Here is a 12,975-nt window from a genome sequence, read left to right as displayed (position 1 = left end):
GGGATCACCCTGGATCGTGCGACGCTCGGCAACTGGGTGGGGCGCGCCTGTTTCCATCTGCGCCCGATCGCCGATCACCTGAAGGAGCGGCTGAAACGCGCAGACCGGGTGTTCATGGATGAAACCCGCGCGCCGGTGCTCGATCCCGGGCGGCGGAAAACGAAAACCGGCTACTTCTGGGCCATTGTTGCCGATGACCGGGGTCACGGCGGTGCCGGCCCTCCTGTGGTGATGTTCCACTACGCGCCCGGCCGCGGCGCCGTGCATGCGCTTCGATTCCTCGAGGGCTATCGCGGGTGGTTCGTGCAATGCGACGGCTATGAAGCCTATGACAAGCTCACCAAGGTCGACCGGCCTGAGGGTCCATGGACGCTCGTCCATTGCTGGACGCATGCGCGTCGGCGGTTCGTGAAGCGCCTGGAAAAGGACGGCTCACCGATTGCCGAGGAAACCCTGCGCCAGATCGCCGAGATCTATGCTGTCGAGAAATCCGTGCGCGGCCTGGGTCCCGAAGCCCGGCTTGCCGCCCGGCGCGAACTCTCCGCACCGATCATTGCCGCCTTCCGCCCTTGGCTCGAGGCGCAGCTGTCGCGCATCCCGCGTTCGTCAAAGCTGGCCGAGGACATCCGCTACACCCTGGCGCGTTGGCCCGGCCTGCCCCGGTTCCTTGAAGACGGCCGTCTGGAGCTGGACACCAACCCGGTCGAGAACCAGATCAGGAAGATTGCTCTGACTCGGAAAAACGCCCTATTCGTCGGGCACGAGGTCGGCGCAGAGAACTGGGCATTGCTCGCCAGCCTGATCGCGAACTGCAAGATGTGCGACGTCGATCCGGTCAGCTACCTCTCTGACACGTTGCGCGCGTTGCTCGACGGTCATCCCAGAAGCCGCATCGACGATCTCATGCCCTGGAACTTCGCGGTCGCGTCAAGCCGCGCCGCGTAGGGGATCGCCGAGGCGCTTACCCTATTTCCGGTTGTATCTCGTTTTCAAATGGAGCTTTGGTATTTCTGCCGTGCAGAAAAATTCATGCGAAGAGCCCATTGGTAGTGGGCTGACTGGCCAAGAGCCTTAGGCTCCTTGTGTTATCCAGATGGAACTTGCGGGCACCTGCGAGTATAGTTCTTACAAAGAGAGCATGTTTCCTACAAAGGAAGAACTCATGGAACGCAGACTAGCTGCGGTACTGGCCGCTGACATGGCTGGGTACAGCCGGTTGATGGGTATCGACGAGGCGGGAACGCTCGCACGCCTGCGTACGCACCGGATCGAGTTGATCGACCCCGCCATCGCCAAGAACCAGGGCAACATCATCAAGACCACCGGCGACGGTATGTTGGTCGAGTTTCAGTCCGTAGCCGACGCAGTGAAATGCGCTGCCGAAATTCAGGAGCGGATGCGGCGGCGCAATTCCGATGTGCCCAACGAGCGGCGCATCCAATTCCGCATCGGCATCAACTTGGGCGATATTATCTTTCAGGACGAAGACATTTTTGGCGATGGTGTCAACATCGCCGCACGGCTCGAGTCTCTTGCCGAAATTGGCGGCTTTTGCGTTACCGCGGCAGTCTACGATCAGGTCGCCGACCGGGTCGACCTGACGTTCGAGGATCTGGGCGACAAATCACTGAAGAACATAAACCGCCCAATCCGGGTCTATCGCGCGGTTCTGGACGGACCTCAGCCCGAAACCAACGGTGCGGCCGAGCGGGTCAAAGGCCGTGCCATGGTCAAACCCACCGTCGCCGTGCTTCCATTCACAAACATGAGCGGAGATCCGGAGCAGGAATTTTTCGTCGACGGGCTGACCGAAGACATCCTCACCGAACTGTCGCGGCGCCATGAATTGTTTGTCATCTCGCGCAATTCCAGCTTCGTCTACAAAAATCAGGCCGTGAATATCCCCGAAGTCGCCAAGGCGCTCGGCGCGCAATATCTGGTCGAAGGAAGCGTTCGGAAGGCCGGGAATCGCATCAGGATCACTGTCCAGCTAATTGACACCGCCAACGACAGCCACATCTGGGCCGAGAAATATGATCGCAATCTGGACGATATTTTCGAGCTCCAAGACGAGGTGACCGCCGCCATCGTCGCCACGCTGCCGGGCCGGGTCGAGGCGGCGCAGCACGATCTTCTAGCGCGCAAAACGCCGGCCAACATGGCGGCTTACGAATGCGTATTGGCCGCAAAAGTTTACCATCACCGCAGCAATCTCGAGGACAATAATCGCGCGCAAGAGATGATCAACAGGGCGATTGAGCTCGACCCTGACTACGCCCATGCTCATGCATGGCGCGGTTGTATTCTTGGACAAACCTGGGGCTATGGATGGTGCGAGGACAAGGATGCCACATTTGACGAGGTATTGACTGAGCTCAAAAAAGCGCTGGCTCTCGACGAAAACGACGCTGACGTTCACCGCATCATGGCGGCATGTAGTGTCGCCGCCAACGACCTGACCAAGGCTCGTTACCACCAGGAACGCGCGCTGGCACTAAATCCGAACTATGACCTAGTCGTTGTCCAGCAAGGCGAGCTTCTGACCTGGCTCGGCAATCCGGAGGAAGGGATCGAGTGGATCCGCAAGGCGATGCGTCTGAACCCGCATCACCCGGAACGCTTCTGGAGCCACCTTGGCAAGGCCCATTTCACCGCCCGTAAATACGCCGAAGCGATCGAGGCATTCATGCACCTCTCGACGACCGATCAAATCCACCACGCGTTCCTCGCCGCCTCTTACGGTTGGCTCGGCGACAAGACCGCAGCCTCGGGCCATGTCAATCGGATCTACACTATCGATCCGCAATTCGATCTCGAAACCTATCTGTCGACGCTTCACTACAATGATGACGCAGACCTTCAACATCACCGCGACGGCCTGCAAGCAGCAGGGATCAAAAAGGGCTGACTCCCGTCATCTGATCATTTCCGTCAGGAACGCCGACCGGTTCGATAGGGTTGAGCGGCAGCTAAGCGCAGATAGCGAGCTTTGCAAAGCAGGAGGCAGGCGTCCGCCTTCAAGTCGTGACCGGCCCAAAGCCGCCGCTGGCCGATGTGTCATATGCCGCGCGGCAGCATCACCAGAACGGCCATTCCTTCATCGCGCAGCATTTTTGCCGATCTGACTAAGGCTGTGCTGGAAGAAGCGTTCTTTCGCCGAAGATTTCCGGTGACCGTTTGGGTAAAATCCTCCTCGCGAGAATTGCTCAGGTGCAGTCGCCATTCCTGGCTCTATGTACATCGCTGTTCTGCTAAATTCCACGCAGCCGGGGACACTCGGCGGAAGACTTCTTCAATGGCGTTTTTTCAGCTTCGCATCCGTTCAAAATCTGGATCGTACGGTGATGGTTCGATGACCTTTGCACCAACGCGTTCACCACACAGATCCAGTTCCATCGCGGCCCCGGTTCTGGCCAATTCGGGCGCAATGAAGGCGTAGCCGAGGTTCATGCCAACGCGATGCCCGTAGTCTCCGGATGTGATCGTGCCGACGACGTCATCCCCGCGCATCAAGGATGCACCCGGATGTACCGGCGCGTGTTGCGCTTCGATCCTGAGCGTCGCCAGCTTGCGACCCGGCCCGATCTCTTGACGTTTCAGTAGTGCAGTCCTTCCGGTGAACTCGCCCTTGTCCAACTTTACGAATCTGGAGAGTCCCGTTTCGAACGGGTCAAATTCCGTTATTAGGTCGGCTTTCCAATGCAGAAACCCTTTTTCCATGCGCATGGAGTCGACCGCCCGCGCGCCAAAAAGTTTGAGCCCATGCGCCTCGCCTGCTTCGCGCAAAACAAGATAGGCTGCGTAGAGAGAAGCATTCGGCACATGGATTTCATACGCCAGTTCACCGGAAAAGCTGATGCCCATGACGGTGGCTGGAGCGAAGCCTATACAGCATTCTCTCACGGACAACCATGAGAAGGCCTCAGCTGTCCAATCGCCTCTGGCGCAGTCTGAAAGGACCGCGCGTGCCTTTGGCCCGGCCAGAACGAGGATCGTTTGATCGTTTGTCAGGCTGCGCAACTGGACGTCTTCACCCGGTTCGAGATGCATCGTCAGCCAATCCATGTCGTGGTATTCCGAGGCTGCCGCCGACCCATACCAGACCCGTTCAGGCCCTCGATCCGAGGCGGGCAGGTTGGCAATCGTTGCCTCGGACTTGATGCAGCCTTGGTGGTTCAAGAGATAGCCGAGGCCGACACGGCCCGCGCGCGCTGTCACGGTGCCACAGATCATCCGGTCGAGAAACGCATGACGGTCGGCGCCGGTGATCTCAATCCGATTGAACCCGTTGACTTCGGTCAGGCCCACGTTGGTGGCGACGTTCTGCACTTCGGCCGCGACCACATGGAATGCCTCGTCAAAGTTGAAGCTCAACGACGGGTGGAAATCCGGCGATGGCTTGATGTAGTCCACACGCTCCCACCCGTTGACGACCGTGAATTCCGCGCCTTCGGCCGCCAAGACAGGCGTCAAAGGGGTCGTCTTAGCGTTTCGTCCGGCGGGGCGATGCTCATGCGGGAAATGGAACCTGAATTCGTTCTGATAGTCTTCGATCGCCTTGCGCGCGGTCAGTTCCACGGTCGCATGTCCGGTGAACCGGCGCGGGTCGATAACCCAGGTGTCATAGCACGCCTCGCCATGGACGATCTGCTGCGCAAGAAGCCAACCGTGCCCGCCACCTTCGCCCAGCCCCGCGCGCAGGCCGATAATGCAATAGCCGTTGCGCTTGCCGGGGATAGGGCCAACCAACGGCGCGCCATCAATTGTGTAGGTGATCGGGCCGTTCACGATGCGCTTGATGCCGACCTCGGCCAACACGGGCATCCGCTCGAACGCACCTTCAAGAACATCCATCACGCGATCCAAATCATCAGGGCATAGGTCGTTGGAAAAGCTCGGGCTGATTCCGTCCATGCCCCAGGTCTTGCAATCCTGTTCGTAAAATCCGACAAGCAGGCCACCTTTTTCCTGACGGGAATAGTAGTCTGAGATCGGGCACCGCAGCAGCGGCATCCGATGCCCAGCTTGGGCGATGGCGGGGATGTCGTCGGTGATGAAATACTGGTGCTCCATGGATGCGACCGGATGCTGGACGCCCATCATCGCCGCCACCTCGTTGACGCGATAGCCGCCCGCATTTACGACAACATCGCAGTCTATTTCACCGTGTTGGGTGTGAACGGTCCACGTATCGTCCTTGTGCTGGGTCAGGCCGGTCACGGGGGTGTTGCGATAGACCTCTGCCCCGGCCTTGCGCGCATGAAAGGCAAGTGCCTGGCAAAGCTGAGCGGGATCAATATCGCCGTCTTCGCCATCCCAGAGCCCGCCAAGCAGGTTCTTGGTCGAAATCAACGGGTGACGGCGCGCGCATTCTTCTGCGTCGATGACCTCATATTCCACGCCCATACCTCGCGCCATTGATGCGAAGTGGCGATAGCCCTGCATCTGCGCCTCGGTGTTGGCCAGCCGGATGCCGCCATCCCCATGGTGATAGCCCACCGGGTATTCGGGATCGTCCCGCAACTTCTTATAGAGGGCGATGGAGTGGGATTTTAGGCCCACCATCGTCTGGGTCATGCCGAAATTCGTGACTTGAGCGGCCGAATGCCATGTGGTGCCGGAGGTCAACTCATCCCGCTCGACCAAGACGACATCGGACCATCCCTCTTGCGTCAGGTGATACAGGGTCGAGCAGCCCGCGATGCCGCCGCCGATGACGACAACTTTCGTTCTGGATTTCATCTCACGCTCCACTTTTTCGGCTCAGCAAAGGTTCGCAAAAAAACGTTCCTTTGAAAAATGTTTTTATGTGAGGTATTACCTCAGAAAATCTAAGGTTATGGTATGACTCTGTCTCTTCGCGCGATGCGATACCTCCAAGCGGCTTTGCAGCGTGGCAGCATAACGGCCGCCGCAGACGCCATGCATGTGACGCCATCAGCAATTGCCGCAGCACTGGATCAGGCGGAGGCGGCGTTTGGCATGACGCTGGTCACGCGAGCACGGGCGAAGGGGATATTCCCGACACTGGCAGGCCGGGATGTGGCGCGAGGCATCGATGATCTGCTGGACCGCTATGACACGTTACTGTCGGGTGTATCTGATCTGAAGTCGAGTTTCTCCGGCAATCTGGCGATCGGCTACAATGCGCCAATTGCTCCGGCTTTCTTGCCAGGCCTTGCGGCAGATATTTCAGGCGCACACCCAGATGTGGCCTTTACCTTTTCCGAAGGCGACAACGACTCTGTTCAGAAGGGATTGCTGGACGGTCAGTTCGACGTGATCCTCTTTGTCGAAGAATTGCCAAACCCACAAATTGAAACGCGGTCGCTTATTTTTGCATCCACCTATTGTTTATGTCCGGCGGACCATGCCTTTGCGCATTGCGATGCCGTGACGGTCTCTCAAATCGTGGCCGAGCCGCTAATCTTTTTAGACCGTCCCGCCGCGCGTGGGTATTATCTGGAGCTCCTTGAACAAGGAGGCACAGACCTGCGCATCGTCGCAACCACCAATTCAACCGAAATGGTTCGGTCCCTTGTGGCATCAAGGATGGGAATATCCTTGTTGAACATGAAGCCCCGCGACGTTCAAAGCTATGCCGGGCAAGAGATACGCTGCCTTCCGATCGCCAACAGCACAAGCGGCGTCACTCTCTCGCTCGGGTTCGCACCGGGGCCAAGACGAAGACTGGTTCAATTGTTCGTCGATACCTGTGTCGCCTATTTCGAAGGTCCAGTAGGCGCGGGTCTGATTGTTCCCGATGCACGAAAATACCTGGGTTGAAACAGCCACTGAACTGTACATAGAACATCTCATTGCGGACTTTTGCACACCTGCACAAAATGAACGTCTTGCCTCGAGCTAAACTGCCTTGCTGCAGGACAACCTCCAGTTCAGCTGGGGGGCGTTTGGATGTCGGCTTCCGAAATCGTTGCGATGTTAGCTCGCATTTGCAGAGAATGGCCAGAATCCGCCCGATCTGCATGTGCTCCCTCGGCGGGGGGCACAGGACATGGGTCCGCTCTGGGCTGACTGCAGTCATCTGATAGTTTCCATCAGGAACGCCGAGCGGGTTCAGCCGGTTGAGCGGCAACTATGCGCAGAGATGTCCGTCGTCATATAAAATGGAACATCAGAGCGGCTTGAGCTTTGGAGGCTCCGGTTCATTTGTGTGATTGATTATGCGGCTTGTTTTTGGTTGTCTGACGTCAGACATTTGGTGGTTCCTCTGCTGTCAAAAGCCAAATCTCCATCTTAATGCCGCCCTCCAGTCAAGTTCCTGAATAAGCATTCCAAAGTTTTTCAGCGCTGCCACTCCTATGCTTAAGGCAAAGATAGTCGTGTACCAAACGCGTGATGATATCCGCGCCCTCTATAGCGCTTGTCCATCCGCAGCTCTATTTCTTTGGCTAAATTGGCACAAACCGGTTTGACAAATTCCACGTAAGTATTTGATCTGGCGTCAGGGGTTTGACGTTCCATAATCCCATAAGCACTTGCTTTGTCGAGAATAGCAGTGGATTGAAAATCCTCGTGTCGGTGGTTCGATTCCGCCCCCGGGCACCATTACTTTAAGTCAGGAAGTGCCCTTGCCAGGGGCGATGATCAAGCCTGCGATTTCCGTCACTGCCGTCTTGCCTGGAGTTGCGATTGCAAATCTTGCCTGCTCCTCACGTATTGCGGTGAGCGCAGTGTCAAACCGGTCTCTGATAGGTCTATCAAACTGAACGAAATTCGCATCGCTGTGACCATCCGGTTGTAGGTCGAGAGTCGCAGAGAGCGCCGCCAGAAACTCATCGCCAAAGCCGCACAAGACACCATCCAACACGGCTGCGCTCGTACCGCCAATGTCGTTGGGAATTCGACCGTTGCCCTCGTCCAACCTCTCGGCGTTCTCTGCCGGATTAGCGGGATTTGGAATGGTAGCTGGTGCCGTAATGTCTTCGGGTCCTCTAAAGACCTAAGCAACTGCGCTTGCAAGCATCGCCGCTTTTGACCCGCATACCTCAACGACCAAGAGGTCACGTATCAGGGCCATGGCAATCATGGCCCTGAAGGAATTGTTGCGCCCGCAGAATTGCGAAGCGGGTGGTGCAGGAAACAACGTGGATCAGGCGTCGATTTCCACCGATCCGATCGGCTTGGAGCAGCAGGCCAGGATATACCCCGCTTCGATGTCATCTTCCGAGATGCCGCCGTTGTGCACCATATGGACGTCGCCTGCCGTCTTCTTGACCTTGCAGGTGCCGCAGACGCCGAAGGTACAACCCGACGGTATGACGATCCCGGCATTGCGCGCGACGGCGAGAACGGTATCGGTTTCCTTGCACTCTGCCGAAACGTCAGAGCGCGAGAATGCGACGGTCGCAGAGGTTTCCTCGTCCGGTATGATATCGTCATGCTCGGGAAGCTGTTCCTCGCGCTTGACCGGCGCAACAAAGCTTTCCTGATGGTAGTGGTCCATGTCATAGCCGAGTGCGATAAGCATCTCGCGGACCGCATCCATGAACGGTTCAGGGCCACAACAGTAGACTTCGCGTTCCATGTAATCGCCCGCGATCAGGCCGATCATAAGCTGGTTCAGGCGCCCGCGCAGGCCGGTCCAGACGCGATAGGGGTCATCTTCCTCGACGATGAAGAACAGCCGGATCGACGGAACCCGCGATGCCATCTGTTCAAGGCGCTGGCGCGCGATGATGTCCTGCGGCCGTTGGGCACAGTGGACAAAGGTCACGTCCACGCCGGTGCCGCGGTCGAAAAGATAGGTGGTCATCGCAAGCGATGGCGTGATGCCCGAGCCCGCCGAAATGAACAGGTATTTTTTCTGCTCCTTGCGGGGAAGGCTGAAGATGCCCGCCGGACCTGTCGCTTTGATCTGCATGCCCGGCGTCAGATGGTCGAGCATCCAGCGCGTGCCGATACTGCCCGCCTGAGCCTTGACCGTCACAGAGATCGTCAGGGGGCGCGAGGGCGAGGACGAAATCGTGTAGGTTTTCCACACGGTGCCGCCCGGAACCGGAAGTTCCAGCGTCAGGAACTGTCCCGGCTCATACCGGAACTGGGCACCCGAAGGCGCAACGAAGCTGAAGGTCGCTGTATTGGAGGCTTCGGGAACGACCGAACAGCAGAGCAGAGGCTCTGCGTCGGTCCAGATGCCGTCATCGGCCGCCGCGATCATTTCTCGTTGTTCTACCATGGTTTTATTCCGCTGCAACGGTGGTGTCGACGCCCGTGATTGCCTGCACCATGGTCGATGCGTACCAATCCACGAACTGGATGTTCCCGCCTTCATGGGTCACCGAGTAAGGGCCGGGCTGGTAGGCCGGTGACAGGATTCCGCGTTGGTTGTTCTCGACCACTTCGCGGTCTTCGTCATTGGTTGCGACCCAGACTTCGGTGAGACGCTTCAAATCATAATCCTGACCCTCGACCGCATCCTTGTGCACCAGCCATTTGGTGCAGACTTCGGTTTCCATCGGTCCGATCGGCGTGACGCGGAAGACAATGATGTGATCCGACAGGAAGTGGTTCCAGCAGCCCGGATACTTGAACTTCAGCAAGGCCCCCGCATCCTTGAAGGGTATGGAGGAGTTGGGTTTGCTCACAGCCACCTTGCCATTCATGGTGTAGCTCTCGCCGGCGTCCAAAAGCGGTGTGCGCACGAATCGCCAGTCACCGCGTTGCGACACACGGTAGGCAGAGGGTGCGCCGACCGCTTCGCAGCGCAGGGTATGGCTGCTTTGAAGGCCTGCCATCTCGCCGCTGTCGTCGTTGCCGATTGCCCGCGGATCTTCGGGGAAGGTCCGGCACAGCGACGGGTGGTTGCCCGCGCAATGATAACATTCGCGATTGTTTTCCCACACCAGTTTCCAGTTGCCCTTTTCGATGATCGTGCTTTCGAAGGCGACCTTGGAATTTTCCAGATCGTGGGGTGCAAGGTAGCGCGCGGTTTCAGCCTCGAATTCGTCGATCGAGGGGGCATCATCCGCGAGGCAGATATAGACCATGCCGCTGATGTTCCGGCAGTTTACCTGCTTCAGCCCATGTTTGGAGGCATCGAAATCAGGTCCCATTTCACGCGCCCAAAGCAGCTTGCCGTCAAGCTCGTAAGTCCACTGGTGGTAGGGGCAGACCAGCTTGGGGCCGGTGCCTTTCTTGCTTTTGCACAGCACCGACCCGCGATGCCGGCAGGAATTGTGGAATGCACGGATTTCACCGTCGTTGCCACGCACGATGACAACGGAATATGCGCCGATTTCATGCACGAGGTAATTGCCCGCCTTCGGGATTTCGCAGGCCGGAAGCACGAAAAGCCAGTCGCGGTACCAGATATTTTCCATATCGGCCTTGAACACACCCGGATCGCAATAAAGATCCTGTGCAAGCGAATGTGCCGGCTTGCGGCGCAGGAGCGTGGATAGAACATCGGATTCGCGAAGCATGGCATACCCTTGGTTTGTCGTTCCGCCGCATGGCAGGAAGCTGATCGTTTTGAAATTCCAAAGGCCGGCGGATCAGAACCTTTGATCCCGTACCTTTGACCCTGCAATGGCACGCATCCGGTCGGGTAACGGCGATAATTACGACTTCAAAAATATAATTTGCGACCGGCTGTATTCGCCTTCGCGCGGCGCAAAGATTCGTCCCTGTTGCGGGGCTCTTGCCGGGCCGTGCCCGCGACCTTTGGCTGCGGCTTTGTGTGTCGCCCTTCTTGACCGCATTAAGCATGCGTTGGTAACGCGGCCGCACCACCGTAAAGGTCTGGCCGGCAATGGCCTGTCCTTGCGCATGGTCGGCGGTTGGGGAATACTGCCGGGATTGCCCGTCTGGCGACGATGGCCTGAATGCGTGTGATCACCGGCCATAGGGCTCATGCGTAACAAGTAGGAGAGGGCACGCCGTGCGGCTGCTTTATATCGAAGACAACGAACGGCTTGCCAAGAACACGGCGGCCAGCCTTCAGCGCAATGATTTCGTGGTGGACTGCGTGAGCAACGGCGCCGATGCCATGCATGCTGCACGCAGCTATGTCTATGACGCCATCGTGCTTGATCTGGGTCTGCCTGATATCGACGGCATGGACCTTCTTGACCAATTGCGCGCCGAGCGGCCCGATACGCCGGTGGTGATCTGTACCGCGCGCGACACGCTCGAGGATCGGGTGGCGGGCCTTAACAGCGGGTCGGACGACTACTTGGTAAAGCCCTTCGCCGCAGAAGAGCTTGTGGCGCGGTTGCGCGCCGTGCTGCGCCGCCCAGGTGGGGCGCTTGGGCTGCATCTTACGGCGGGCAACATCAGCCTTGATACGGTCGCGCGCGAGGTGCGGATTGACGGTGTGCGGGTCAAGGTGTCCAGGCGCGAACTTGACCTTCTGGAGGTGTTCATGCGGCGCAAGGGGCGTGTCCTGACGCGTGATAATATCGAGAATGCGCTTTACGGATTTGATGATACCCCGACCCCCAATGCCATCGAAGTGGCGGCGCACCGCTTGCGCAAGAAGCTGAGCGATCTGGGCGCGACGCCGCGGATCGAGACCCTGCGCGGGATCGGTTATGTGCTGGAGGATGACGGGCTGTGAAGCTGGTGGGGGTGCAGCGCGTGATCGGACAGCGCGGATCGCTGTTGCGACGGTTGGTGATCAACATTTCCATCGCCATGGCGATCTGCGTCCTGCTGGCAGGCGCAATCATCTCGTTCGAATTCTATGAGCACCTGCAAGAGCGGACTGAGGATGAATTGCGCCGCGAGGCCACCGAGATTCTGGCACAGCTTGACCCGGAGGCCGAGGATCTGGGCCTGCCCGCAGGGTCGATCCGGTTCACGGGGCCGGGTGGCGTTTTCCGCTATACGGTGTTTGACGGCGATCTGCGCCCCGTCGTCGGCTCGGAACTGGCCGGGCTTGCGAGGACAGAGCGTCGGGATCTGCTGCGCAAGGCAGAGCAGGGGACTGTCCTGTTGGGGGGCGGACGGCTCGGGCTTGTGGTCAAGGGGCCAGACGAGCGCCTTGTTCTGGTCTCGCGGTCGTCGTCGCAAGGCAACCACAGCCCGCTTGTCACGCTTCTCGATGAACTTGGTGAACAGTTGAGTTGGGTCGTTATCGGGATCATCATCGTCCTGATGGCGGCGGTTGCAACGGCGCGCCGCGCGCAAGAGCCATTGCGCCGGGCCGTGGGACAATTGCGCAGCGTGGCGCCGGGGGCCCCGGAACGGCGGCTTAGTGCCGAGGGCATGCCCGGAGAAATCCGTCCGCTGATCGACAATGTGAACCGCGCCTTTGATCGGCTTGAGCGGGGCTATCAGGCACAGCGCGATTTTTCGTCCAACGTGGCCCATGAGGTGCGCACGCCGCTGGCGGTTCTGCGCTCGACCATCGAGCGGCTTGAGGATGGCCCTCACCGCCGCGAACTGCTCGGGGATCTGTCGGGGCTGGACCGGATGTTTGCCCAGCTGATTGATCTGGCACGGGCCGATGCCGCCGGTGAAACCGCCATGGCCGAGGTCGACCTCTACCAGATCGCGTTTGATCTGGCGCGCGAGAAAAGCGTTCCGGCCCTGCGCGCCAAGCGCAGCATGGCCGTCAGCGGCGCAAGCCATGTGCCGGTGCGCGGGCATGCCGGGCTTTTGTCCGTGGCGCTTGGCAATCTGGTGCGAAATGCGCTCAGCCATGCGCCCGTGGGCGGTGAGGTCGAGATCGAGCTTTGTGCAAACCCGCCCGGCTGGCGGGTCTCCGATACCGGGCCGGGTGTGCCTGATGATCTGAAGACCACGCTGTTTGATCGTTTTCAGCGGGGCAGGGCGGCGGCCGATGGCGGGGCCGGTATCGGGCTTGCGATCGTGCGAGCGGTCGCCGAGGCGCATGGCGGGCATTGTCATATCGAGGACCGCCCCGGTGGCGGCGCGGTGTTTGTATTCGAGTTGCCAACCGCCGAAACCGGGTCAGCGCCGCAACACCCGGCAAAAAAATAGCGCCGG

The 12,975-nt window shown here is 58.9% G+C and carries 9 protein-coding genes; 5 read left to right on the top strand and 4 right to left on the bottom strand.

Annotated features, from left to right (window positions below; all coding sequences use genetic code 11):
* On the top strand, positions 1 to 945 hold a 945-nt coding region (locus QZ522_RS05650; RefSeq protein ID WP_294608549.1), incomplete at its 5' end, for an IS66 family transposase.
* 217 nt (positions 946 to 1,162) lie between these two features.
* Positions 1,163 to 2,908, top strand: coding sequence for an adenylate/guanylate cyclase domain-containing protein (locus tag QZ522_RS05645; protein WP_294608547.1), 1,746 nt, complete (start codon positions 1,163 to 1,165; stop codon positions 2,906 to 2,908).
* A 398-nt stretch (positions 2,909 to 3,306) separates the two neighbouring features.
* Here QZ522_RS05645 and QZ522_RS05640 read toward each other — a convergent pair whose 3' ends face one another.
* Positions 3,307 to 5,742, bottom strand: a complete 2,436-nt coding sequence (locus QZ522_RS05640) for an FAD-dependent oxidoreductase (RefSeq protein ID WP_294608545.1) — start codon at positions 5,740 to 5,742, stop codon at positions 3,307 to 3,309.
* A 102-nt stretch (positions 5,743 to 5,844) separates the two neighbouring features.
* On the opposite strand from QZ522_RS05640, the gene QZ522_RS05635 reads away from it, so the two are divergent.
* A complete protein-coding gene (locus QZ522_RS05635; protein ID WP_294608543.1) occupies positions 5,845 to 6,786 on the top strand; it encodes a LysR family transcriptional regulator in 942 nt (313 codons plus the stop codon).
* Positions 6,787 to 7,579: 793 nt separating this feature from the next.
* Here QZ522_RS05635 and QZ522_RS05630 read toward each other — a convergent pair.
* The 3 genes from QZ522_RS05630 to QZ522_RS05620 form a co-directional block, all read right to left on the bottom strand.
* Positions 7,580 to 7,885 carry a hypothetical protein gene (locus QZ522_RS05630; protein ID WP_294608541.1) on the bottom strand — a complete coding sequence of 102 codons (306 nt, stop codon included), beginning with the start codon at positions 7,883 to 7,885 and terminating at the stop codon, positions 7,580 to 7,582.
* A 228-nt stretch (positions 7,886 to 8,113) separates the two neighbouring features.
* Positions 8,114 to 9,199, bottom strand: coding sequence for a hybrid-cluster NAD(P)-dependent oxidoreductase (locus QZ522_RS05625; protein ID WP_294608539.1), 1,086 nt, complete (start codon positions 9,197 to 9,199; stop codon positions 8,114 to 8,116).
* A 4-nt stretch (positions 9,200 to 9,203) separates the two neighbouring features.
* A complete protein-coding gene (locus QZ522_RS05620; RefSeq protein ID WP_294608537.1) occupies positions 9,204 to 10,445 on the bottom strand; it encodes an aromatic ring-hydroxylating dioxygenase subunit alpha in 1,242 nt (413 codons plus the stop codon).
* 458 nt (positions 10,446 to 10,903) lie between these two features.
* Between QZ522_RS05620 and QZ522_RS05615 the strand changes: the two genes are divergently transcribed.
* Complete coding sequence (locus QZ522_RS05615) at positions 10,904 to 11,581, top strand: response regulator transcription factor (protein ID WP_294608535.1); 678 nt, start codon at positions 10,904 to 10,906, stop codon at positions 11,579 to 11,581.
* Positions 11,578 to 12,969: an ATP-binding protein gene (locus tag QZ522_RS05610; RefSeq protein ID WP_294608533.1), complete on the top strand. Its 1,392-nt coding sequence runs from the start codon at positions 11,578 to 11,580 to the stop codon at positions 12,967 to 12,969. Before QZ522_RS05615 ends, QZ522_RS05610 begins: the two co-directional genes overlap by 4 nt.
* Positions 12,970 to 12,975: the final 6 nt, after the last annotated feature.

Source organism: uncultured Roseovarius sp., from assembly GCF_913054395.1.
GTDB lineage: Bacteria > Pseudomonadota > Alphaproteobacteria > Rhodobacterales > Rhodobacteraceae > Roseovarius.
This window is presented reverse-complemented; position numbering and strand designations above follow the sequence as displayed.

Coding starts and splice junctions, on each gene's coding strand:
- QZ522_RS05640 (WP_294608545.1), bottom strand. CDS start 5,742: ATGAAATCCAGAACGAAAGTTGTCGTCATCGGCGGCGGCATCGCGGGC.
- QZ522_RS05625 (WP_294608539.1), bottom strand. CDS start 9,199: ATGGTAGAACAACGAGAAATGATCGCGGCGGCCGATGACGGCATCTGG.
- QZ522_RS05620 (WP_294608537.1), bottom strand. CDS start 10,445: ATGCTTCGCGAATCCGATGTTCTATCCACGCTCCTGCGCCGCAAGCCG.
- QZ522_RS05635 (WP_294608543.1), top strand. CDS start 5,845: ATGACTCTGTCTCTTCGCGCGATGCGATACCTCCAAGCGGCTTTGCAG.
- QZ522_RS05645 (WP_294608547.1), top strand. CDS start 1,163: ATGGAACGCAGACTAGCTGCGGTACTGGCCGCTGACATGGCTGGGTAC.